General features: G+C 45.7%; 11 protein-coding genes. 1 reads left to right on the top strand and 10 read right to left on the bottom strand.

What is annotated here, in order from left to right; translation table 11 throughout:
• Window positions 1–278 precede the first annotated feature (278 nt).
• The 10 genes from ACYVAA_RS16865 to ACYVAA_RS16820 all read right to left on the bottom strand — a co-directional run bounded on the left by ACYVAA_RS16865 (window position 279) and on the right by ACYVAA_RS16820 (window position 19,659).
• Complete coding sequence (locus ACYVAA_RS16865) at window positions 279–1,448, bottom strand: aldose epimerase family protein (RefSeq protein ID WP_460543916.1); 1,170 nt, start codon at window positions 1,446–1,448, stop codon at window positions 279–281.
• A 39-nt stretch (window positions 1,449–1,487) separates the two neighbouring features.
• The gene (locus ACYVAA_RS16860; protein ID WP_460543914.1) at window positions 1,488–3,521 is read right to left on the bottom strand and encodes a beta-L-arabinofuranosidase domain-containing protein; all 2,034 of its coding nucleotides are present in this window, start codon (window positions 3,519–3,521) and stop codon (window positions 1,488–1,490) included.
• Window positions 3,522–3,605: 84 nt separating this feature from the next.
• Complete coding sequence (locus ACYVAA_RS16855) at window positions 3,606–5,441, bottom strand: glycoside hydrolase family 2 protein (protein WP_460543912.1); 1,836 nt, start codon at window positions 5,439–5,441, stop codon at window positions 3,606–3,608.
• A 186-nt stretch (window positions 5,442–5,627) separates the two neighbouring features.
• Complete coding sequence (locus ACYVAA_RS16850; protein ID WP_460543910.1) at window positions 5,628–7,757, bottom strand: glycoside hydrolase family protein; 2,130 nt, start codon at window positions 7,755–7,757, stop codon at window positions 5,628–5,630.
• A gap of 247 nt (window positions 7,758–8,004) precedes the next feature.
• Window positions 8,005–10,539, bottom strand: coding sequence for a glutaminase family protein (locus ACYVAA_RS16845; protein WP_460543908.1), 2,535 nt, complete (start codon window positions 10,537–10,539; stop codon window positions 8,005–8,007).
• A 36-nt stretch (window positions 10,540–10,575) separates the two neighbouring features.
• On the bottom strand, window positions 10,576–12,660 hold the full coding sequence (locus ACYVAA_RS16840; RefSeq protein ID WP_460543906.1) for a CehA/McbA family metallohydrolase domain-containing protein: 2,085 nt from the start codon (window positions 12,658–12,660) through the stop codon (window positions 10,576–10,578).
• 25 nt (window positions 12,661–12,685) lie between these two features.
• Window positions 12,686–13,747 carry a family 43 glycosylhydrolase gene (locus tag ACYVAA_RS16835; protein ID WP_460543904.1) on the bottom strand — a complete coding sequence of 354 codons (1,062 nt, stop codon included), beginning with the start codon at window positions 13,745–13,747 and terminating at the stop codon, window positions 12,686–12,688.
• A gap of 179 nt (window positions 13,748–13,926) precedes the next feature.
• Window positions 13,927–14,631, bottom strand: a complete 705-nt coding sequence (locus ACYVAA_RS16830; protein ID WP_460543902.1) for a DUF3823 domain-containing protein — start codon at window positions 14,629–14,631, stop codon at window positions 13,927–13,929.
• Between the two features lie 23 nt (window positions 14,632–14,654).
• The gene (locus tag ACYVAA_RS16825; RefSeq protein WP_460543900.1) at window positions 14,655–16,520 is read right to left on the bottom strand and encodes a RagB/SusD family nutrient uptake outer membrane protein; all 1,866 of its coding nucleotides are present in this window, start codon (window positions 16,518–16,520) and stop codon (window positions 14,655–14,657) included.
• Window positions 16,521–16,533: 13 nt separating this feature from the next.
• Window positions 16,534–19,659 carry a SusC/RagA family TonB-linked outer membrane protein gene (locus ACYVAA_RS16820; protein ID WP_460543898.1) on the bottom strand — a complete coding sequence of 1,042 codons (3,126 nt, stop codon included), beginning with the start codon at window positions 19,657–19,659 and terminating at the stop codon, window positions 16,534–16,536.
• Between the two features lie 1,180 nt (window positions 19,660–20,839).
• On the opposite strand from ACYVAA_RS16820, the gene ACYVAA_RS16815 reads away from it, so the two are divergent.
• The gene (locus ACYVAA_RS16815; RefSeq protein WP_460543896.1) at window positions 20,840–24,895 is read left to right on the top strand and encodes a two-component regulator propeller domain-containing protein; all 4,056 of its coding nucleotides are present in this window, start codon (window positions 20,840–20,842) and stop codon (window positions 24,893–24,895) included.
• The last annotated feature ends 582 nt before the right edge of the window (window positions 24,896–25,477 follow it).

Raw genomic sequence — 25,477 nt, 5'->3', positions numbered from 1 at the left:
AATAAAATGACGGTCATTAATGCGGTGCGGGCAAAACTAATTAACCGAATCTTTGCTCTAGTCCGGGATAACAGAAAATATGAAATTAATTATCAATTAAACCTTGCCTGATCCATAAGAATATCGGTACAGGGCCTCTTTGAACATCAAGTCATTTAGATCTTCTTAATAACTTAAATTTGTCTACTCATAGTAATCCATATAGAACCCTTTTTTTTATCTACACGATCATGCTTCAATACATATAATTGTTAAACCCAATATCTCTTAAACTATATTTACTTCTCCACAGAAAACTTATATACCGTTTTGGTTTTATAAATCTCCCCCGGGCTTAGGACAGTTGAAGGGAAATTGGCTTGGTTGGGACTATCCGGAAAATGCTGCGTTTCCAAGGCCATGCAACCCCTGTAGACATGGGCTTTACCGGATTTGCCCACTTCGGTGCCATCCATAAAATTCCCCCCGTAAAACTGTAAACCCGGTTCCTGGGAAATGATCTCCATTTTGATTCCCGACTTTGGTGAAACCACTTCTGCCAACTTTGCCATTTGACCATCATGACGGGTCTTGATCACAAAATTATGGTCATAGCCCCCTCCAAATTTCAGCTGCTCATTTGCCACTTCCAGCTCCTCGCCTATGGCCTTGCCTTGTCTAAAGTCAAAGGGAGTCCCCTCCACTTTGGCAATCTCTCCCAAAGGTATCAAGCCTTCATCCACAGGCACATAATGATCGGCATTGACCTTCAGGACATGGTCATTGATGGTCTCCTCCCCTTCCCCACTAAGGTTGAAGAAGGCATGATTGGTCAAATTCACCGGGGTCCTTTCATCGGTCTTTGCCCAATAATCTATGGCAATCCCCCTATCCTCTGTCAATGCGTATTTTACCTGTACTTGCAGATTTCCGGGATAGCCTTGCTCTCCATCTTCAGAAAGGTAATTCAAAGTAAGGCTACTTTCATCCACCTTTTCTACTTCCCAAACCACATTGTGAAAGCCCTTAGGCCCTCCGTGCAAATGGTTTTCTCCATTATTGACGGGAAGCTCATACTCCTGTCCATCCAGGCTAAACTTTCCCTTGGCTATCCTGTTTCCATACCTGCCGATTATGGCCCCATGATAGGTACCCTTAGGGCCAAGGTATTCTTCCAGGGTATTATAACCAAGCACCACATCTACCGCCTGGCCGTCTTTGCCCGGAACTTCCAAAGAAACAATCCTTGCACCGAAATTGGTAATTTCCACCTTCATATCCCCTTTGGATAAAGTATATAGGGAAACCGGCTTGCCATCCACTGTATCTTGAAAATTACTGGCTCTACCGCTAACTTTTTCTTCCACCTGGGGACTTTCTTGGCTGCCTTCTGCCTTTTCACCCTTGGTGCCACAGGCCATCACCAGGCCTAATACCAAAAACTGGAACAACTTAATTTTCTGCTTCATTTTTATAAGATTTAAATTTATTCGTCCTTCATATATGCCCTACCATACGGCTACATCCACGACCGGAAACTGGGATATTCTTAAGGTCGTGCAACCATAAGGCACCAGTTCGATCACTTCCTCCTCCGTTCCTAACTCCCTGTTGGGATGGGTGGCCACAGGGATTTTACCGTGGTTACCATTGTACTCCCTCCAAAAAGGCACCACCTTTCCTTTGGTCAGGATTTTGGATGGTGCATTTTCCAGGTTCCAGGGATAACCTTTTACATCTTTGATCTTTTCAAAATTGAAATCCATTTCATCCAAGGTCTTCTTTTGGATGCCATAGTTCCAGGAAGAGGCGGGAAAGACCTCCAAAAAACTGTTGGGCCAATGCTCATTTTTCACCTCTCTCCAGTCTTCCTTAATTTTAAGCGCATAAAGTAAGGGCCCTCTTTCTATGGCCACAGACTTTTCATACCATCTGGAAGTAGAGACTTTCATGGGCAATTTATACTGCACCACATCTCCCTCTTTCCAAAGGCGATTAATCTTGATGATTCCCTTTTCCACCTGAAAGGATTGTTTTTCTCCATTGACCATGAGTTCAGGGGATTCGCACCAAGCAGGGACCCTAAGGTGAAAGCTGAACTGGACAGTTTTCTCCGGATGGAATTCGAACTGGATTTCTTCCTCAAATGGATATTGGGTGTTGGCTTCCAAATGTAAGTTGACCCCATCAGCCACCGTCACATCCACTTCAGAGGGGGCAAAGACCAAGGCCGCCAGCCCATTATCACTAGTGGCATAATAAAGGTTTTGGACCAACTTAGGCCAGCCCTGGTGCATATTGGATAAGCAACATGGATAGCCCGTCAACACACCATAAACTGTATTGCTTCCTCCATGTTCATCATAAAAGTTCCGGTATTCGTGGTTGATCTTGATCTGATTCGCCTGTTGGAAATACTGCTTTTGATTGAAATCGTCGGTATGCTGTGTGGGCAGTACATTGAAAGCTACCTTCTCCAAATAATCCGCATAATACGGGTTACCACTGATCGGCAACATGCTTTCCAAGGAATACATAAGTTCCACCGCGGAGCAAAGCTCGGAACCCTGGGTGGGATCATTGCCATGCAGCCCTTCATCCCCTCCATACATTCCGTTGGCAAAACCATGGTTGGCTTGGAGTTTTTGCAGTCCGACCAAAGGGGCCTCCAAATCCCTGGCCTCCTTGCTCTTCTGATAATGAATCACGGGAGCTTTTAGCCCTTGGGCAACATTGACACAGTGGAAAGAAGCATGTGGGTTGGATTGCAACAACTGATCACCGTAAAAAGTCCCCGCCCAATCAAAGGTTTGTTGGTGCAAGGTATCTCCCAGTTCCAACAAAAATTGATCACCGGTAATATTGTAAAGCCAATAAACCACTTGAAGGTTATCGGCCCCTCGCCTATTGGCCCACCAGGAAAAATGGCCCAAAGGATAGCTACCGAGCATTTGGTGCTGGTACTTAAAATACCGGGTCATCAGATCCAGTACCCGCTCGTCCTCAGTGGCAGAATAGTATTGTTGCAGTGCTTTTAGCATCACCATCTTGGGCCACCAGTCTTCACTGTTGTCTTGTTGGGTACCCGGGATGTAATCGTCCTTGGATTCATCAAAAGGGAAAGGCCCGAAATAGCCATTTTCCCGCTGGTTTTCCAATGACCAGTCCATCCACTTTTGAGCTTTGCCTTTTAGGTCTTCATCATCCAGAATATAGGCAAGGGGCACCAGGCCATCAATCCAGTAGGGACCTCTTTCCCAACTGTCGCCCGTGCCTCCCAACCAGCCGTTATTCGGCCCACAAACGACCTCATACACCTCATCAAGCCTACCACTTAATCCATCCCGCTGTCGCTCCAGCATGGTCCTTAACCAGCCCCGGGCCTGGATTTTCCCCAGAGGCAATGCGGTGTAAGGCTGGGCGATAAGCGGTGATTGATTGGTAATATAATGTTGGTTTCTGGCTTGCTTCTGCCCATAGACCATTTGGACCATAAGCATCATCGATATCAGAAGCAGGACCTTTCTTGTCGAATGCATCATTGGTTTTGGGTTTAAAAGGGAGCGACAAAAAGGCCTCCAATATATTTTGAAGGCCTTTCCATTTTTGATTAGCCAAGCTTCATTTTATTTGGCTTGGTACAGCTTCTCATGGACTTTCTTCAGAAATTCCGGGGTCAGTTTGATGACTTTTCTGTCATAAGTCATCAGACCGTTGGTCTCTACTTCCACATCTGTAGTCTGGGTGTAGACCGCAGCTGACAGTCCCTGAGGGATCAATTTCACCAAGCTTTCCATCATTTCAGCATAGCGGTTTTCCAGGTCTTTTACCGTTTTGAAACTTTGATAGCCCCAGTTGTTTTTATCCTGCCAGGTATGGCCCTCCACAGGCAGGCCCAATCCGCCAAACTCACCCAAAGTAATGACCATATCCTTGCCAAAAAACTTAGGATTTGGCATGGCCGGTTCCGGATAATGGTGCAGGTCAATGATCTGCCCAACTGGGAAGAAATTACCCCCACTGGCCCCGTTCACCAGGCGGCTAGGGTCATAGGCCACGGTCCATTTTACGATTTCTTCTGTCTTAAATTGTCCCCAAGCCTCATTGAACGGAACCCATACAATGATGGAAGGAAAATTGTGAAAATCATCCATGATTTCTTTCCATTCTGCTTTGAAAATGGCTTCTGATTCTGGACTTCTTTGCCTTTCGGTACCTACTCCGATTATCCCCGGTCTAGGGTTCCACTGGTTGCCATGGTCACCGCTTGGCATATCCTGCCACACCAACATCCCCATTTTATCGCAGTGGTAATACCATCTGGCCGGCTCTACCTTCACGTGCTTACGGATCATGTTGAAGCCCATTTCCTGGGTTTTGATGATGTCAAATACCAGCGCCTCATCGCTAGGGGCAGTATACAAACCATCAGGCCACCATCCCTGATCCAAAGGACCGTATTGGAAGACAAACTTATCATTTACCAACATGCGCTGTACGCCATCTTCATCCAGTTCCATGCTTACTTTTCGCATGGCCGCATAACCATCAATCTCATCCACCACGCGGTTGCCTTTCACCAAGCTCACTTCAAGGTCATATAGAAATGGTTTGCCCGGCTCCCAAAGCTTTGCATTTTCAATGCTCAGAACCGCTGGATCTCCTACCTTCACCTTCTCTTCTGCTACCACTTGGCCATTGGACAGTGCTTTTACCCGGATCATTTGCCCACTTTGAGCCCCGGCCACTTCTGCTTTTACAGTCAGCGTACCCGCATCCACGTCTGGAGTGTTCTTGGTAGATACGATATGGCTGGCAGGAACATTTTCAGTCCATACCGTTTGCCAAATTCCGGTCACGGGCGTATACCAAATCCCATGGGGATTGTTCACCTGCTTCCCCCTTGGCTGGGGGCCCTGGTCGGTCGGGTCCCATACCCTTACCACCAACTCATTGTCCTTTCTTCCTTTCAGCGCATCGGTAATATCAAATGAAAAAGGGGTGTAACCGCCCTGATGCTTACCGACGGATTGGCCATTGACAAAAACTTCGGTTTCCCAATCCACGGCTCCGAAATGTAACAGGACACGTTCACTACCCGATTTCCTGGCATCAAAGGTAGTTTTATACCATAGCTCCTGCTCTTTGCCTACCGTCTTCCCTACGCCCGAAAGGGCGGACTCCACCGCAAAAGGTACCAAAATCTCACCGGCATATTCAGCAGGTTTGTCAGCTCCTTTTTCCTGGATTTGATACTGCCAAAGTCCGTTAAGGTTTTGCCAGTTATCCTCCCTGACCATTTGAGGTCTGGGATACTCCTGATGGACATTTGCGGGATTCACCTCCTCTGCCCATTCGGTCATGATCTTTCCTTCAGCGGGTGCCCAGCCTCCACCGTTTTGCGCCCAGGCAAATGATTGGGCCAACAGCAGGCCTGCACCCAGCAACATTGATTTTTTCATAGTGATTTATGTTTAGTTTTTGACTATACGCTTTATACCATTGGACTACTATCATAAAAGTACGCTCTGAGATGCTGCAAAATCAATCACAAAGCATCTGCGTTGATCTGCGAGTTCTGCGGGAAACACTTTGTGAATTTTGAGGCTGCTGGCATAATTGCTTACAATCATGATTTATTTTGGTTACTATTTCAACTCTGGAAATGCACTGATACGAAGTCTGGCCGCTCCCATGGGAATAAGCTCCACGGCTTGCTCCGGTTCATCCGAATGCTTGGGCAAATCCTTCAGTTCGCCCACCAATCCATGCTCATCCATACCCCAAGAAGGGATTTTCTTACCCTTCGCCTTTATAAGCAAAGGAACCGATTCAGGGGTAAATGGAAATTCAGACGAGGGCCATTCTCGCAATACCACCTCCAGCGAATTTTCAGGATGCTCCTTATCCAAGACCAAGGAATAATTCCAGTCCGAAGTCGGATGCACTTCCCAGGATGGCCACTTTTGGGTATCCACGCCTTCCTGCCACTTTGAATCCCAAATGGCCGTTTCATTACTTTCCCTTTTGATATAATCCTCCCCGATCTTCAGTGAATAAGTAAGCGGGCCCCGGTTTACACTGAAGCTATTGCTGTTCTTTTCCCATGTATCCACTGTGATGTCCATCGGTAAGGTCAAGGCTATTTGGTCCCCACTGTGCCATTCCCTTGCTATTTTCACAAACCCGGCTTTAGAAATATCAGCCTTGACTTCTTTACCATTGATGCTTACTGAAGCTCCCTTCGTCCAGGCAGGTATTCTAAGGTACAATGGAAAATTCACCGGATTTTTGGTTTCCAGGGTAAAGTTCAGGCTTTCTCTGAATGGATAATGGGTTTGTTCCTTTATGTGGATTTCTTCTCCCTCTCCCACTTTTGCCTTCACCTCACTGGGACCGTAGATGACAGCTACCAACCCATTGTCGGGTGTGGCCATCCATAAATTTTCCACCAAATAAGGCCATCCCTGGGAGTGGTTGTGCTGACAGCATCGGGAGCTGAAAGGATTCATCATCAAGAAAGGGCCACTATTGGCGATGCCTGGCGCATGGTTCTCCGCGTCCAACAATACCATATTTGGAGAAGTGATATAATGCAATGACTTGAAGTCAGGCATTACAGCCGCTGGATAAATATTATAGGCTACCTCCTCCGCATGATCGGCCCAAAAGGGGTCTCCTGTTACCCTCAACAGGTGTTCATCAGAGTTCATCTGCTCCACGATTCCGCAGGTTTCTATTCCCTGGCGCGGATCGGCATATCCCGGACGGGCATTTTCATCACTTCCGAACATTCCCCCCGGTACCTGTCCAAAATGTTCCCTGATAATTTCAAAATTTTCATAAGTGGCTTTCAGATGCCCCTCATCGTGGGAAAGCAGGGCATATTGGGCGGGCTCCCTAAATGCCTGGGCATGATTGACATTGTGCCAATCGATCTGGTTGCGATACCAATTGGGCACTTCCCCGCCATCACGGACCTCATAATAATTATGGATATCCTTCAGGTCATGCTGCCGCCCGATCCAGTCAGAAGTGTTTCTATGGATTTTTTCTGCCAGTTCAAGCAAAAATTCATCCCCGGTCCTGTTGTACAGCCAATAGACGCTATGCAGGTTATCGCCGCCCCTCAACTTCTGCCAATACCCGGTAAGGAAGTTTTCATCCGGCACACTCAACTCGTACTTAAAATAATCGGTCATCAAATCAATCACCCGCTCATCCTGAGAATTTTCATAATAAGACTGCAGGCAATAAAGCATGATCATATTGGCCCAAAAATCCTGGTTGTCACCATCGAAGTGTCTGGGCCCAAAATTCCCATCGGCCCGCTGGCTGTTTATGGTGCCTTCCAACCAGATTTTGGCTTCCTTAATCATGGCCTCATCTTCCAGCAGGTAGCCGATATGGGCATAGCCTTTTAGCCAATAGGGAACTTCTTCCCAGCCCCACTGCCCTTCGCCTTCCTTGCTGAGCCAGGCATTGTCTTCCTTCTGCAGCCAGGCGCTGATCTCCCCAAGATGACCTGTCAATCCATTCTTCTGCCTGATCAGATATTCCTTCAGAAAACCTTCGGGCTTCACCGCCCCGACAGGAAGTTTTACCAAAGCACTTGGTTTTAAAGGGGCCCGGTTGCTAACATAATGCGCATTGGTCTGGCTTGTGTCAATACGCTCCACAAAGGAAATTTGAGCAGCGTCCTGCTGCCCTTCTTTACAGGAAAAAAGGGAGGCAAGCAGTGCCACTTTGGTTAGGGTTTTAAATAAAGGGTTTATCATTTTTTTAGTCTTGAGTCTTGAGTCATGAGTATTGAGTATTGAGAAAATGGTACATGATCCATAAGTCCTGATTACAAATCCGGACCAGCCTCGGGTCTTGAGAAGAAGGTACAAGATCGAGAGGGAGATCCAGATTGCAAATCCGGATCAGCGTCCCCTTTTATTACAAAACCGAACCGATCCCCTTCTTTCATTATTCTTCAATTTTTCAACCTTATAATTTTCCAACTTTCAAATCTTCAATTTTTCAATCTTCCAATAACCGATCTTTCAGCACCGGCATAAAATACCCGCCTACGACGGACCGGGCCCGGAAACCTACGGAGCTGGCATCGGTGGTCTCGTGCCAATCACTTACCGGAATTCTATTGGGGGTTTTATTGATATAAGTGAACATGGGCTCGATCAAAGCCTTTTCATCGGCCTCACTGTCTGCCATAGCAGCTGTCCAGATCACCCAGTCAGACTTGGTGTAGGTTTTTCTACTGTCCAATGGTAAGCCGTAAGCTTCTTGCTTGGTCAGATAATAGGCAATTTCTTTCTCCGCAACTTCCTGGGGAAAAATATCCAAATCCAACAGCTTGTTCCACACCAGGTTGTACTTCTGGCTCCACGTACCTTTTTTGTCAAAAGTCAAGCTATAATGATCCCCGTCCTCGGCTTTGGCCATCCACTTCTGGGCAAAGTCTTTCGCCATGGCGGTATACTTTTCGGCAGCTTCGCTTTTTCCCAAAGTTGCTGCCATCTGCCCATAGGCTGCAATGGCCAATATCGCTTTTACCGACAGGTTGGCATTGTGCGCCAAGTGACCGGCAAAATCATCGGTGCAAAGCTGGTTGGCAGGGTCAAATCCCTCCTTCGCCAGGTATTCCACCCAAGTGGTCATCACCTCCCAGTGTTTCTGGGCATAGTCCGCATTGCCTTCTACCTTGGCAATCGCCCCGGTCAGCAACAACATATTTCCGGCCTCTTCCACAGGCATGTCTTCCCCATAGGTCTGCCCATTGGCCAAAGGATAAGTCCCCACATCATGGGCGGGGAATGGCTTGGCCCATTTACCGCTTTCACTGTAATAGAAAATCGGCTCGATCATGCCCTTAAGAAGGTCCGGGTTGTAGATCAAAAACAACGGCGCGGAAGGATAGGTCACATCCACCGTCCCGATGGATCCATTGCTGAAATTTTCCTTGGAGAAGAAAAACAGCTCTCCATTTGGCCCTTCCACCGTCTTATGGGCAGATACAGCCTGACGGTACACCAGCGCACAGATGGCAGCATATTCCTGACCGGCTGCCCGCAGGGCCTCACTGTAAATTTTCTGGTCAAAATCCTCACTGGCCTTTTTCAGCTTCCTGTAATCCGTTTGAGCAGTCTGGAGCATTTCTTCTGTACTCATACCGTTTCTTTTCCACCATGCCTTCAAGTTTTCATTGAAGAATTGGACCGCATACAAATCATCATAAGCCAAGGTCAAAAAGCTTTCCTTTGCCTTACTGTCAACTTTCCCATAATCAAAAGCCATGGCGGAAGTGATCATCTGCTTATCCAAAGCAACGGGGTGCTGCTTGGCGTCCTTACCACTCAGCTTTCCGTTTTCCACAAACTCGTTGATGCTGTTGCCATTGACGTCGATAACAGAAGTCAGGTTTTCCTGCTTTCCTGCCGTCAAATAAAGGTATCCCCAGTCGATACGTAGGTTGTCTCCTTTCTTTTCTAATATCGGCTGTGTGCTGGTACCGATTTTCAGGACTTCCAGTCCAGCTATCTCCGGTCTTCCCCAGCTTACTTCCTGATCGGGAGTATTGACGGCCAGGTTTCCCGCTGCACTGAAATAAACCTGTACATCGTGTTCCTTTTCATCAGCTGACTCCACCTTGAAGGTGACATAATTGGCCGGACGGGTCAACACATCCAGATTTTCGGGCAGCATAGGAGCGGTAAAAGTAAGGTTCAGCTGTACCCCTCCGGCTTCAAAAGAGTAAAGCGTCTCGGTCGCCCTTACCTCAGAAAATGTTTGTTTTGCGCTATTTATGTGAACAGCCGGTGGAATGATTTCAACCAAACCGGCATCCAAAAAGGCTCCCCCTGTGGTGTTCTCGCAATGGATGGCCATGATGTTTTCACCAGCCTTTAACGCTTTTTTGGCTGCTTCTTTTATCGGAAAAGTAGCAGGTGCATTGACCCAACCCTCCTTCTCATAAGCCAACACCCCATTGAGATAGACTTTTACATTGTCATCATGATGGATGTTTAGCAATAGGTCATGAAAGTCCGTTTTATCCAAATCGAAGGACCTACGCACCCAAATAGCTTCGGTGTTCCATTTGTTCGGCGCAGGGCTGTCATCCCCATTGGTAAAGGCCCCTCTGGTGCTTTTCCACTGGCCAGTTTCTTCATAGCCCAGCTCTTTCCATTCACCTGCAGGCTGCTTATAGGTATAGCTCCAGGACTCTTTCATCCCGGTCAGCGGCAATACGGCTTTGGTTTCGGTCATTTCTTCCCCCAAAAAATAATAGGCCTTGCCGTCCACTCTGATAATGCCCTGCAGGTCATGGGCCGTACCCGTCCAGTGTCTGGTCGCATCAGCATTGGCCTCATCCGACATACTCCAAATACTGAAATAGGGATCCACGGTTATCAGCGGGTAAGCTGGAGGCCTAATGGCATTCATTGGTTGGTGCGTCCCTTCCATCTGTTTCTCTACAGAGTGCTGACAGCCTATCAGGCTGGAGATACAGACTCCCACCAGGAGCTGCGCCAAATTTCTCATCTTGAAAATCATCTTCAATAGGTTTATAGTTATGCTCTTAATACCATTTTATTCTATCCAGACCGGCTGGGTAAAAGCTCCATTCGCCGCTACATCCCATATCTCCAACCTCACCCATTTTCGGTCTTTTAAATCGATCTTGAACTGGAAACTTTCTTCTCCAAAGGCTTTGGTATCTTCCAGCTCGATTCTTTCCCTGTACACATGCTCTCCATCTCCGGAAACAATCTCCGCATAGTTTAGCGGAAAAGTCCATGTGGCCTTTGCCGCTATCGTGGCGGTTCCAGTTGACGGGATGCTTTCTCCGCTTTGTTTCCCATTGACCGTAAAGGAGGGCAATAATACCTCCCCGGTAGTAACAAAGAATTTCCCCGAAGACATGGCATCCAGTACCGGCTGCCATCCTTCTTCGAATTTGGGCAGCTTATCCAACTGAAGGTAGTTGACGTTCATATGTCCATATACCTCATAGTCCGGCTCCAATTTAAAAAGGTCTGCCTCACCGATCACATATTTCCGCTCGCCCCAATTGGCCATATCATCCATTAATTTCAGCACCCTTCTTCCCATATTGGGCAGGGAAAGATCTGCTGGAATGGCTTTCCAAGCAGCGCCGTTAAAGTGTGGTGAATGGTAAAAACCTTCCTCCTTATAAGCGTCTGGATAGCCTGTGGAACCTTTTGTGCGGGCATGGGCAGTCCAAGCCAGGCCCTTTTCCTCCTCCAAAAGCCGGAGCATTTCCTCCTTATTCCCTACCCGGTAAACTTTCCCATATTGTGGATGGTCCTCGACGAAGGGCTGCCCCTCTTCTCTGGACATGATCCAGTAAACCGGCTGAGGGAACAGGTTCATCCAATGCCCCCCAAAATGACAGTTGGGCTCTTCACCGGGCAGCATCAAAAAGTCCCCTGAAGAAAGCCTGGCACATTCCGAAAACATCAGTTCCAATTCGGGCAACCTTCTGGGCCCTTGATCCCTGGGATTTCCGGCAAGGTGATATTCCCCCAAATGCATGATATTGACCCCCATACTTCGTAGTGCCTTCACATGCCCCGGGATATCCGGAACAGGTTTATGGGTCAGGATATCATCCATGTGCTCGGTATGAAAATGACTGGCCATGGTCCTAAATCCGGCCAAGGGCTTGTATTCATCCCCATGGGTAAAGGCCTTTACCTCTTCCAGGATCTGTCCGTCTTTGGTGCTGCTTAGCAATAAAAAAAAGTTTAACCTTTGATCTGTACCCGGAGGTGCATTGAACCAGGGGACATGCCTATTGTCCCCCATGGGCTCATGACGGATACCCAAGCCAAAGTCCTTTACCAATTCCCTGTACCCACTGCCGTACCAAACATACTTTAAGTTGTAAGCATTGTCCAAAGGATAAAAAAACTGGTGAGGTGGTGGAAAAATCGCAAGACTTCCCTCACTGCTCTCCCCTATGATGGTCCTGTATTTTACGGCCAGGTTTTCGCTGTTGCTATCTCCATTTGCAAGGTCACGGGATTGTAAATACCCTTCTGTATCGGACCAAAAAACTTCCTCCCATTCCCTCTTTTCACTTGTCACACCAGCATCATAGATGATGGCTTTGGCATTTTCTTCGGTGCTAAGGACGGCAGCCATATTGATAAGAGGGCTTCCATGGTATAAGGTAATTTCCAAGTGACCGGAAAAATTCCCTGCTTCCATCTTATCTACTTTTATCAGGGTGCGCTGCCCCTGGCTACTCACCTTGATTGTTTCCTTTTTCAGGCTGACCCGGTAGGTTTGATGGGGCTTGTAAGCTGTCCTGTCAAAAAAGATGTTCCAGCCGCTTTCCTTGCTCAGATCCCTTTCACCTACGGTCAGCAGAAATAAGGGGGCTGCATTACTGGCTATCCTACTTTTTGAATTGGCGGTGCCAAGGAATACCTCCTCAAATAGGGGCCTTTCCGTTTCCTTATTTAGCAGCAATGTTCCGGTGTTACCTTTTCCCACCGGCCATGTCACCTTTACCAAATTACCTTCATCGCTTACCAATGCACCTGCTTTTTTATTAAAATCGGAAAAATCAAGACGCGATTGTGCCAGCACAGCCTGGGTGGCGATCACCAACAAAACACTACTTACTATTAATCTTAAAGAATACATAAGTTTAAGCTTTTCTAAATGGCAACTAAAAGAGAGGACTATTTTGTGCTTTGGTACTCGGCTCCTGCCTGAAGATCATCGGCCAACCATCGTTCCAAATGATTTTATCTATTAATAGGCTTCTTCGATTGGTTCCATTATTTGTTCTGGGCCTGCTTTTCAGCATGCCATGATAAACCAACCAGTCATCACCGGCGGAATCAGAGACAATCTCCGCATTGTGTCCAGGCCCCGCAAAACCGGTACTTCCCAAATTGCCTTTTACCACCAGTTCACCATGATGTCCATCCAATAACCTGTTTCCAGCTTTATCCAAGTAAGGTCCTTCCAACTTGTCCGATCTGCCTACCCAAACTTGATAGCTGCTATTCTCCCCTTCACAGCAGGAACCATAAGAACCAAAAAGGTAATAAAAGTCCCCTTTCTTATGGATATAGGTGGCCTCCAAATGATCACCGGCTACTTGAATCTTTTCACCCACGGTGGACTTGCCATCCGCTGCTAATTGTATCATATATAGCCCTCTAAAGCTTCCCCAGAACAGGTACTTTTGCCCCTCCTCTTCATAATAAAAAGGATCAATGCTGTTGCTCACTCCGATGCTGTTGGAGTCAAATATCTTTCCATGATCCACAAAAGGTCCCTCAGGAGAATCGGCAATGGCCAATCCAATCCCGGGATTGGGATCTCCCCAAGTAGAATAAGAATAATAGAGATAAAATTTATCCCCTACTTTGCTAATATCCGGGGCCCAGATACCGCCTTCTGATTTCCATGTGGGCTTGGTATTCAGGGCATCCCCTACCAATTCCCAATGGACCAAGTCTTTTGATTTGATCACCGGCACCAAGTGATAACCACCTTCATTGCCCCAGTGATCTTCTGTACCATAAGCGTAAAAATAATCCCCCTCCTTCACAAGGGTGGGGTCTGCCAATACGGGCTCCCATACCGGGTTGGTATATTTTCCTTCCATGCTGATCTCCTCATCCACCTTCTCGGGCACATCATCCTGTGCCTGGCTGGTACAAGCCATGGATGTTATAAGGGTTGCCATCACGGATATAGAAAGAAAAGTCGATTTCATTATAATTGTTTTTTTAGGGTCAAGTTTTTAAGAAAATCTAAATCAATTTGGTAAACGTCACTGCGAGACGCTTTAGCGACGAAACAGTCTCGTAATAGGTAGATGAGATTGCCACAGTCTCCTCCCTGCCTGGGCAGACAGGCAGGGAGGATCCTTCGCAATGACGTTTTTTCAATCCATTAGAAATCAATTCGCTGAATTGGCGAGAACAGCATATCCTCCACTCCATTGATCCTTACCCCTACTCTGGCAAATACGTAGTTTTGGCTAGGTGTCATAGTTGGGACATTGGTGCTCAACTGGATGTTGGACATGTTGGCAATATCACCGCCGCCAATTCTGGAAGAACTGATACTGGTTCGGCCATCCACGAAGGTGGACTTGCTCAAATAAAGCACTACCTCATTGATACTTTTGGCATTGGCATCTGTGATGATTTGTTCCAAAGCAAAGTTGGCGTTGACGGTAGAACTGTTTCCTGCGATGTCCACATTTCTCAACATGAAGTAAGGCAATACCTCAATGTCCATATCCAGGCTGCTTCCTAAATTCAAAGGAATGGTATCTGAATTGGTTTCGGCATTGGGGATGTTCATAAACGGCCCTTGGTTGGCAGGGATGATCAATTTATAATCTCCGGAGAAAAGCAAGGAAGAAAATGAACCGTCCTGGTCGACAGCCACCCCAATATTTCCAAAGGTCTGCCATCCTTCCTCCCAGAGTTCGAAGTAAACGTCATTGTAGCTTACACCTATGGGCTCTCCCTGATAAACCAAATTACCTTCAAAAAGCAGCTTTGGCTCCTCATAATTATCATATTCGCAGGAGGTCAGGCCCAATGTCAGACAAACGAGCCCGGTTATATATTTAATACTGTTTTTCATAAATTCTATGATTTAAGGTCCTATTACTGATTAGGGTTTCTGACAATTTTAGGGTTGGCATTACGCACATTGTCCCCAATAAATGAATAGTAATTTCCTAAACGGAACCGGTGAGGGTTGAATACTGGGTTAGGAAGGAACTCTTCATAAATCCATTTTTCGTGGTTAGGACTTCCCGGATCATATACTTTGTAAGGTCTCAGACCAAAGACGCGTGTACTTACCGCCTCGGCATCACCAGGGTTGTTGGTCAGCTCTACTGACTCTCCATTCCAAACCCTGTGCGCCAATCTCCAACGCTTATAATCCCATAGGATATGGTTTTCAAAAGACAGCTCCACTTTTCTCTCATGAACGATTCTATCAAAATCAATTTCAGACGGTGCCAAATCTGTAGGGAATCCCGCTCTTCTTCTCACTTCATTCATGTACTGGGCAGCTTTGGCAGCATCTCCCAATTCGAAGGCAGCTTCCGCAGCGTTCAACAGTATTTCAGCATACCTGAAACGGATCCACCAAACGGCGCTTCCTGTACCACGCTGTCCTGATCCCACAGAGGTATCCACGAACTTTCTCAGGTAAAAACCGCCTTGGGCAGACCATTCCAAATTAGGAATAGGACCATCAAAACCTACCAGCTGGGCACTTTCTCCGTTTGGAAGGTTTCCACGCCCTCCAAGCTGATCGGAAGTAATCAAAGTACCCTCCGCTGTTTTCCATCCGGCCCAGATATCCACTTGGCTTCCCCGGAAACTGGATCCCGGAAGGATCACTGTTCCTGCCAATCTTGGATCTCTTCCTTCAAAAATATCCAATTGGTTTTCATAGTATATAGGGTCACCATCTGCATCCTTTGTGGGAAGGGGTGCAAAAGTGTTGTCCAAAAGCTCAAAGGACTGAACCAGGTTCAATGAAGGGTTCATCTTTCCACCTGAAGTATTTTCCTCCCTCAACGACCTTGGAATATTGTCGATGGTGAAACCATGGGTCCTGGCCTGCACCAAAAAGTCTTTGGCAAAAATCACCTCATTGTTGGCGGACTTGTTCAGGAAAATATTCGCATAGTTCTCTGACGGATCAGGATCATTTTGGTAAAGTTCATAAGTTCCCAGTCCCATCAATTCCTCCGATGCCCTCAAAGAAACGGTATAATACTGATCCGCCATGCTGGCAGGAATGCCCACCTCATCTCCAGGCAAAGAAACGTTTGGAGTCAGCTCACCGTAATTGGCTATGGAACCTGCATACAAGGCTGCTCTTGATTCCAATGCCAATGCAGCTCCCTTGCTTGCTCTTGAACGGGTTCCACCATTTGGCAAATCCCCTTTGATCGCTTCCATTTCTTCAATGATATAATCATATACCTCGTGCTCTTTGGCCCTGGCATATTGCAAATAGGTAGGATCGCCACTGTAATCATATTCCAATGACTCCAAGATCAAGGGTACCCCTCCCATTCTCTTAACATGCTCAAAATAAACCATGGCACGGATAAACTTCGCCTCAGCAATAAACTGGGCCCTGATCATCGGATCCAATTGATCAGCTGTCTCTGCCTTTTCTATAAAGAGGTTGAGATCACGGATATAGCCATAATCCCATATTCCCCAGTTGCCATAACCGTAATCCTGGTTTTGGTGTCTCCAATAATCCCCCGCATTTGAAGCGAAGGTCTCATCGAAATTGGCAAATTCCCACCATCTCTCTATGGTCTGGTAATCTGGAAGCCTGTTGTACAAATCTGCCAATACAGACAGCACCAGATCCTCATTTTCCCAAACCTGATCTTCCAAAAGTATGTTTTGGGGATCACGGTTCAAGAATTCCTCATCATTACATGCCGTGAATAGAATCAAGCATGCGAAAATGCTATATATGTATTTTTTCATGTCCAGTTTCATTTTAGAAGGTCAAGTTAAACCCTAAGTTCATGTTCACGTTTTGCGGATATTGCAAGCCATTCGGATCTCTTACCTCTGGATCGATACCGAACTGATGTACATTATCAATCGAGAACAGGTTGTAAGTCTGGAAATAAACCCTTGCTCTTTCAATTTTCAGCTTACTCAATACTTTAGGAGGCAAAGTATAACCCAAAGACATGGTCCTCATTCTTAAGTACCTGATATTGGTCAACCACCAAGTGGAGTTTCGGTTGTAGTTACTGTGTCCACCGGCATTGAACCTCAGTGCTGGGTTGGCCCCAGGAATCCACTCACTGTTTAGGTCATAAGGGTCTTCCCTGTGCCATCTGTCTTCGTACATGTAAGCAAGCAGGTTACCACCATTTTGGTAAGGCCATCTCATTTCCCAGTTCTGCAGGTAGGAAGCCATTGATCCACCGGAGAAGTCCATGGTCAGGTCAAAGTTTTTGTAATTGAAGTACATATTCAGACCGTAGTTGATGCTGGGAGGACCGTCCAAGCTGTACCCAATGGGGCGCTCATCATATCCATCGATCTTGCCGTCTCCGTTTACATCTTTGTAGATCAGGTCACCCGGAAGTAAAGTCCCATTTCCCTGTCCGTCGATATTGACCGGATAATTGTTAATGTCTTCCTGAGACTGGAATTGTCCGATTATTTCATACCCCCAGAAGATTCCGTTCCATCGGTCTTCACCGGATCTTCTGTAGTGATCCCATGAATTGCTGAATACAGGGTTATAGGAAGAAAGGAATTTGCTTCGCGCCCAGCCAAAAGTACCGCCAATCCTGTAGGTCAGCGCATTGGCTTTTCCGTTATAGTTAAGACCTAAGTCAAAAGCCACATTGGCATCGCTACTGAGGTTTTCATCAGTCAAACCATAGCCCAGTTCAAGAGGCAAGAAAACATCGTCACGGATATCCCTAAGGCCATCTCTTTTTCTGTAGAAGTAATCAGCTGTACCGGTGATTTTTCCTGAACCAAAGGAGAAGTCAATACCAGCATCAAACATCTTACTGGTATACCAGGAAAGGTTATCAATTGGCTTGCCTCTGTTGGCCGAACCTTGGATATTTTCACCATCAATGATGACAGTCGAAACACCATAGCTGTACCCCGGTATATAATCGAACGGTCCAATGCCAATATTGTCGTCGCCCAACTCACCATAGGAAACCCTCAGCTTCAATTCATCCAAATTGGTGTTTGTTGCCAAATTGTCCATAAATGGCTCTTGACTGATTCTCCATCCTCCGGATACTGACGGGAAGAATCCCCAGCGGTTTTCAGGAGAAAATTTCCATGAAGCATCGTACCTCGCCGCTACTTCCAACAAATACTTTCCTTTGTACTCATAGTTGATTCGACCTACATACCCGATTCGTGCCTCTTCGTAATCATAGTCATCATACCGGTCCATATCCGCAAATTGGACTAAAGGGAGGTAGTTATTGGTAGGCACAGAGTGAATCCAGTTTCTATAATCCCTTCTTTGAATTCTTTCGTACAAGGCCAACACTGATAGCTTGTGGCTTTCAGCAAACACCCGGTCATAGTTCAATTGGAACTGACCTACTGTCTCTTCAATCTTTCTTTGGTTTCTGTCCCTGTAAGGATTATCGTTACCGCCTGTCCTGATATATTCATCCGTCTCCGGAATATAATCAAACACATCATAGGTGTACTCGAAAGTATTGACATAATTATCAGCAAAATAATAGGAATAAAGCCCCTTGGCTTTTAAGCCTTCCACGGGAATATCGTATTCAGCAGAGAAGTTGGTTTGGATATTTTTCCAATAGTTTGTGAAAAAACCCGTCCGATCGTAGTTCAACAGCGCCCAGTTGGTCTCAATATTATTGATATTGGCAGGGTAGTTAGGATTGTCATTCGCATAGGGTCGCTCCGTAGGACGGTTTCTGAACAGGGCAAAACGAGGCTGCCAGTAATCATCACCTCCTGGAACTCCGGGGTTTTCCCTGTTTTCCAAACGTCCGTTAATCATCAGACCTACTGTCAGACGATCGGTAACATCGGTGGTGATATTGGACTGAATATTGGTTCTGTTAAACTCAAACTCATCGCTGAATACCGACTTTTGATCAAAGCGGGTCAAGGAGATATAGTAATTGGTTTTCTCAGAGCCACCGGCTGCACTCACGTTAAAGTTACTTTGTGGTGCATTTCCTTTGATGATGAAATCCCTCCAGTCAAAGGACCGGTACCCGTATTCCGTACCTTGCTTCCATTTGTCCAATTCGTCCTGGCTGATATTGGTATTTCCGAACTGGTTCATGTCAGCATAGGCTCTCCCCAGCATCCACTCATAACCGTTCACCCCCTCTGGGAACCTGGACCAGTTTTGGATTCCATAGTAGCCGTTGATATTGATCTGTGGTTTTTCACCTCGGTTTCCTCTTTTGGTAGTTACCACGACCACACCATTGGCGGCACGTGAACCGTATACCGCGGCAGAGGCATCCTTAAGAATGGTAATACTTTCGATATCTCCGGGGGCCAGGTTATTGAATTGTCCCTCATCCTTTTGTATCCCATCAATCACAAATAAGGGACTGCCCAAATTCCTAATTTGAATTTGCGCACCGGCACCGGGCCTTCCATCCGGTTGCCTAAAGGACAAACCCGGCAGTTTACCGGCCAAGGCTCCTGATACAGTTGCCGTAGGCACCTGCTCAATATCCCGGCTGGTGACATTGGAAACGGCACCGGTAATGGATTCCTTTTTCTGTTCTCCATAACCAACCACCACTACTTCTTCAAGATCCCCCAGATCGCTTTCCAGGGAAAAATCCAACATACTTTGGTTGCCTACTTCTGTTTCAATGGTCTTGAAACCGATAAATGAAACCCTGATGATAGGGTTATCACCGCGCAACTGAATTTTAAACTCACCGTCCACACCGGTGACTGTTCCGTTTGTAGTCCCTTTTTCAAGGATACTTACCCCGGGAATAGGTTCCCCGGATTCCTTGTCTTTCACGGTACCTTCTACCATCCGGCCATTTTGGGCCATAGCGGAAAATACCAAACTGCATAGCAGGATGAGTATCACGCTGCTACTTCTTAGTAATTTTTCTTTCATGTAAATAATAGATTTTGGGTTAAGGTTATTGCTCCAACAAAAAACAGGAAGCATAGTAATTCCTGTTACCATGGTCATGACAAGCTTTATTCTCCTGAAATGGCCGGCAAATCACACTGGGCCTTCAGCTTGAAAACTGCAGGCTTTTGATTACGAATGTTCACTTTGATGTTTGGGCAAAGAGAGAGGTTCTTACATTACGGCTCATGGAAACCGAGCATGCCCTTGGAATAGATAGGTATATTTCATCATCATTTTTGGGTTTCAAAAAAGACCGTACCTGATGGTCCTTTTTTAATTGTTAATTATGCCATTGAACGAATGTTACTCACTTAATTGATTTAGCAACAATTTCGATAATGCTAAGCTACAGAAGCCTATCCTAAGCCCTTGTCACAAATCCTTCATTTAATACAACAATTCCTGCTATTGACTTTTTCTTTACCTTTTGGGCTTCTGAGAGGGGTTTTGGCGCTTTTCATAAATGAAACAAATCCGTCAGACGATGATTTTTTGCTATTTCTAATCGTACTCACGCGGTACGCCCCTACCCTCAAGATCCTCTGCTATAATTCATTATAACTCATGGGCTCCCGGAGGATCTTAGGTTTTGGCTTACAGGACAAAGCCCTGCTCATAACAGTTGGTGAAAATCACTCAAGGATTCGCTTCATAGCCTCGTCATGGATGGTAGTAATGGGCCTTTTCAACCTTTATCTCGGTATCAGGATCTCCAAGATCCTCTTGTCCATCCATAGATGAACTGCACATAATTGCAACCGAGCAGAACATAAAGGGAGTTTTAGAAGTAACCTCATGGTACTTTCAGTGAAATACGGTTTTGGGCCTAATGGCTTTTATTTTAGGCTAAATTACCGTTTGATAGGAGCTGTTTCAGAAAACACTTCCATCAAAAAACCTTTGGTTTCCTTCAAATCAGCTGCATACTTTCTTTTTGTCCCTCTCAAACTATGGCTTTTATTAAACCGCTGAAATTGTGTTCAAAAAATAAATTCATTGGAAATATATTGGCTTTCACTCAGCTAAATGAAAATTTTCCGTCATTGCCTGTTACAAATCCTCCAATCTATCAACAGAAATAGCAATTCATTCCCCTCATAGGGAGACATTTTAGGCTTTTTAGTAAATTTAACTATTCAATAAACCCGTTTGATTGCCCATGCTTCGAATTTTCCCTTTCCAGCTCGTTTTGTTACTCTTCCTAGTGACTATTTCTTTTAGCTCCTACGGGCAAAAGGAAGAACACTACTTCGAGCATATCACCATGGAGGATGGCCTTTCAGGGAGTACAGTTTTGAGCATCCTGCAGGACAAGCAAGGCTTCATGTGGTTTGGGACAAAAAACGGCCTAAACCGTTATGACGGACACAATTTCAAAATCTTCAATTCGGAAACTGACGGCTCTTCAGGATTAAAGGACAATTTCATTTATGGCCTCTTTGAGGACAGCAGGGGGATCATCTGGGTAGGTACCACACATGGGGTTTATACCTACGATTCCTTCACCGAAAGCTTCGAACATTTTAATAAGACCTCAAACCGGGGAGAGCAGATCACCGGCCCGGTTGGGGAAATAAAAGAGGACCTGGAGGGAAATATTTTATTTGCGGTTAACAATAAGGGACTTTTCAGGTATGCTGTTGATAAAGATACCCTATTCCAACATAAAGATATCAGCAAAACCAATTTGGACGCTCCAGACAATAATGCCACTAATATCTTAGTGGATGAAAAAGGAGAAATTTGGATAGCTACTTCCAGAATGGGGGTATATAAATTCCTGCCTTCCACTGAAAAATTCCAAAAACTTCTGAGCAACCAAGAAGTGGTCGCATCCGCGGTGCTAAGCCTAGAAGATAATGGGAGCAGCTTACTACTGGGGACAAAAGACCTGGGTGTATGGGTCATGGACAAAGCAAGCGGAAAGGCGAACCCACTTATTACCAAGGCTCCCTCTGGCAAAAACCTCTTCGTAAGGGACCTCTATAGAATCTCCGACAATGAACTTTGGATTGCGACAGAATCCGGCCTTTTCATTTATGATTTGGAAAAAAACAAATACAAGCATTTTAAGGAAAACCTCAATGATCCCTATTCCATATCGGACAACGCCATTTATTGCATCGAGCGGGACCAAGAAGGAGGAATGTGGCTAGGTACCTATTTTGGGGGAATCAACTTCCTTCCCAACCACCCCACCAAATTCAAAAAACACTACCCCATCCCCAATTCAAACAGTATCAGTGGCCAACGTGTGCGACAATTCATAGAAGGAAATGACAGCACCATTTGGATTGGAACGGAAGATGCCGGGCTAAACAACTATGACCCCGACAAGGGCACGTTCACCAAGTATCTCCCCGACAACACCCCCAACAGCCTCTCTTATCACAATGTCCATGGATTGGCCAGGAGAGGTGATGAATTGTGGATAGGAACGGTGACCTTTGCGGTAGGTCTGAATAAAATGGATTTAAAAACCAATCAGATCGAAACAGTCCGGATCCAAAGTGACCGAAACACTCCAGATGACAATGAATTCCACAGTATTCTGGTGGATCGCAAGGACCAAGTCTGGCTGGGCACAGTGGTAGGCCTATTTAGGCTTGATGAAGAAGAAAACAAAACCCACTTTGTCAAAGAAATAGGCCATCGATTCATCTATGACCTCTTGGAGGACAATGCCGGCAATATCTGGGTGGCAACCTACGGAAACGGGCTTATCAAATTCAATCCTGAAACGGGTGAAACCCGTACATTCCTACCCGATCCTGACAAAGCCAACAGTCTACCCCACTACTCGGTGATCAATATTTTCCAGGACAGCCAGGACAGGATCTGGATTGCCACTGAAGGAGGCGGCTTCTGTATTTATAATGAAAAGAGCGAGGATTTCACCGCTTTCAACACCCAAAACGGTTTTCCATGCAATAATATTTACAAAATCCTGGAGGACATTTCCGGTCATCTGTGGATTACCTGTAGTAAGGGACTTGTGGAATTCAACCCACAAACTACCGAATACAGGCTGTTCACAAAAGACAATGGCCTAATGCCTTATCCCTTCAATTACAAAAGTGGATTCAGGGCAAAAGACGGGACACTTTATTTTGGATGTCTCAACGGCTTTATTTCTTTTGACCCAAGAAACTTTGAGCCTTATGAGTATGATCCCCCAATTGTGTTTACAGGTATACAGGTCTTCAATACCCCCGTGCCCATAGGGGGAGAAAATGCAGTACTGGAACAATCCATCACCAAAACTTCAGCCATCACCCTAAATCATGATCAGTCCTCTTTAAGTTTTGATTTTGCTGCCCTCACCTATACGGCTTCAGAGGCCCTGCCCTATGCCTATAAAATGGAGGGATTTGACAAAAACTGGACTTTCTTACCTCAAAACCAACGGATCAATTATTCTTATCTGCCACCTGGAGACTATGTTCTAAAGGTCAAATCTGCCGATGTATTCGGAGAATGGAGTGAAAGGGAGGGGCAGCTCCATATCACTATCCTTCCTCCTTTTTGGCTAACCGGCTGGGCCTATCTTTTCTATGTATTGGTAGCGGTTTTGGCCATTTACTTTAGCCTGAGAAGCTACAAGCAACGCATCCAAAAACGTCAGGAAGATGCCTTTAAGCGGTTGGAAGACGAAAAACAGAAAGAAGTCTATCAATCAAAAATAGAGTTTTTCACCAACATCACCCATGAGATACGGACTCCACTGACGCTGATAAAGGGGCCATTAGAGAGTATACTGAAAAGGGAGGACGCTTATACTCCTGAAGTGAAGGAGAATCTCTGGATCATGAACAAAAACACGAACCGGCTGATAGAGTTGAGTAATGAACTGTTGGATTTTAGAAAAACAGAAAAAAAGGGCTTCTCTCTGAACTTTACCAGAAATGAAATCGGAAAGCTGCTGGAGGACATTTTTGTCAGGTTCAAAGCCCTTGCAGAACAGAAATACATCAATTTCCATCTGATCAAGCCGGAGGAACCCTTCTTTGCTGATATCGACAGGGAAGCTTTCACCAAAATCATCAGTAACCTGCTTTCCAACGCCATCAAAAACGCAGATACCACTGTGCAGATAAAGCTACTCATTACTCCCATGGACACCTGTTTTAAAGTTTCGGTGAGCAATGACGGCAATCTCATTGCCCCTGAAAATCGGGAAAAAATATTTGAGCCGTTCTTCCAGATAGATGGTGATAAAAACAACAGGGCATCCACGGGGACAGGACTGGGATTGCCGCTTTCCAGATCGCTTGCAGAGATGCACAGCGGTACGCTAAAGGTAGATCCGGAGGGCGCCAAAAACCGCAACACCTTTGTTATGGAACTTCCGGTCAAACAAAAAAACACCATCACCATAAATGAACCGATAACAGAACCGGTGGATGAAGTCCCCGAAAAATTGCCTGTTGAAAAGAAAAGCTCATCCGGTCATAAGCCTAGCCTCTTGGTGGTAGAGGACAATAAGGAGTTGCAGAAATTTATCCATGACCAACTCAAAGCAGACTACCACGTCTTGAGGGCCGACAATGGACAGGAGGGCCTCAAGGTACTTAAGGAAAAGCCGATAGATCTGGTCATCACTGATGTAATGATGCCGGTAATGGATGGGTTTACCCTATGCGAGAAAATCAAATCCGATGTCAACCATAGTCATATTCCAGTGGTTATGTTGACGGCCAAAAACACCCTGCAGTCCAAAATAGAGGGCATGGAAATGGGGGCTGATGTCTACCTGGAAAAGCCATTCTCCATTGACCACTTGAGTTTGCAGATCAAAAACCTTTTACATTACCGGGACCAGGTAAGGCAGGCCTTTGCCAATCAGCCCATGGTCAATGTCAATACCATAGCCCATACCAGGGCTGATGAGGAGTTCCTTACACAGGCCAATGAAGCCATTTTGGAAAACCTAGGCAACGAAAACTTTGGCGTCAATGAACTGGCTGATGTGCTGTGCATGAGCCAATCCAGTCTGCTTAGAAAAATCAAGGGAATTTCAGAAATGACCCCCAATGGTTATATCCGCTTAGTAAGGCTTAAAAAAGCGGCTGAAATGCTTCAGGAAGCCCAGTATACCGTGACCGAAATCAGTGAGAAAGTGGGCTTCAATTCACCTTCCTATTTCTCCAAATGTTTCCAAAAACAATTTGGGGAACTGCCAAAAGATTTCAGCAAGAAGTCCGAAACCATTTAGTTGTGCCATATTATGCGAGTAGCTGTGCCTTCGCACAACTAAAGCAGAGCCTGTGGCTCATTCTGCATAGATTGCTCAGGAAATCCACAATAATAAACGGAAACCGGAAATCCGGCCCTTGGAGCATTCGGTTTTGTGACAGTTGATGGAGGCGTTAAGAAAATGAGTTAGCTCGCGAAGTGGACGAGCGAGATCCACTCATTTTTAGCCTACAGCAAATGGCACAAAATCAAATTGAGACAAACTGATTGTAATCGAAAACGAATTTACTCAAGTTGAAGAACCTGTCCCGACTACTGTACGGGAGGCTCCACTGGCCTAGATTTTTTGCCTACTTTTTCATCAATGGAAAAAGTAGGAAAGCTTAAAACAAGCCAGAACCTATGCTAATTTGGCCACGTGCAGTTAAGCGGATACACATATAAATTTAGACAAATGAGCAAAGAACCAAGAAAAAAACAGGAAAAATAACGTTCTTGAGCTTCCGATCTACATTACCAATACGATAACAATAATTAATGAAAATTAAAAAAAATAAAATTTTTAAATTATTTCGTTGATTTATTTGCAAAATAAAAACCC

The sequence above is a fragment of the Echinicola sediminis genome (assembly GCF_054777495.1).
The sequence above is the reverse complement of the archived record's forward strand: the minus strand, read 5'-3'. Positions and strand labels throughout refer to the sequence as shown.

Coding starts and splice junctions, on each gene's coding strand:
- ACYVAA_RS16815 (WP_460543896.1), top strand. CDS start 20,840: ATGCTTCGAATTTTCCCTTTCCAGCTCGTTTTGTTACTCTTCCTAGTG.
- ACYVAA_RS16845 (WP_460543908.1), bottom strand. CDS start 10,539: ATGATTTTCAAGATGAGAAATTTGGCGCAGCTCCTGGTGGGAGTCTGT.
- ACYVAA_RS16830 (WP_460543902.1), bottom strand. CDS start 14,631: ATGAAAAACAGTATTAAATATATAACCGGGCTCGTTTGTCTGACATTG.
- ACYVAA_RS16855 (WP_460543912.1), bottom strand. CDS start 5,441: ATGAAAAAATCAATGTTGCTGGGTGCAGGCCTGCTGTTGGCCCAATCA.
- ACYVAA_RS16865 (WP_460543916.1), bottom strand. CDS start 1,448: ATGAAGCAGAAAATTAAGTTGTTCCAGTTTTTGGTATTAGGCCTGGTG.
- ACYVAA_RS16820 (WP_460543898.1), bottom strand. CDS start 19,659: ATGAAAGAAAAATTACTAAGAAGTAGCAGCGTGATACTCATCCTGCTA.
- ACYVAA_RS16850 (WP_460543910.1), bottom strand. CDS start 7,757: ATGATAAACCCTTTATTTAAAACCCTAACCAAAGTGGCACTGCTTGCC.
- ACYVAA_RS16840 (WP_460543906.1), bottom strand. CDS start 12,660: ATGTATTCTTTAAGATTAATAGTAAGTAGTGTTTTGTTGGTGATCGCC.
- ACYVAA_RS16860 (WP_460543914.1), bottom strand. CDS start 3,521: ATGATGCATTCGACAAGAAAGGTCCTGCTTCTGATATCGATGATGCTT.
- ACYVAA_RS16835 (WP_460543904.1), bottom strand. CDS start 13,747: ATGAAATCGACTTTTCTTTCTATATCCGTGATGGCAACCCTTATAACA.
- ACYVAA_RS16825 (WP_460543900.1), bottom strand. CDS start 16,520: ATGAAAAAATACATATATAGCATTTTCGCATGCTTGATTCTATTCACG.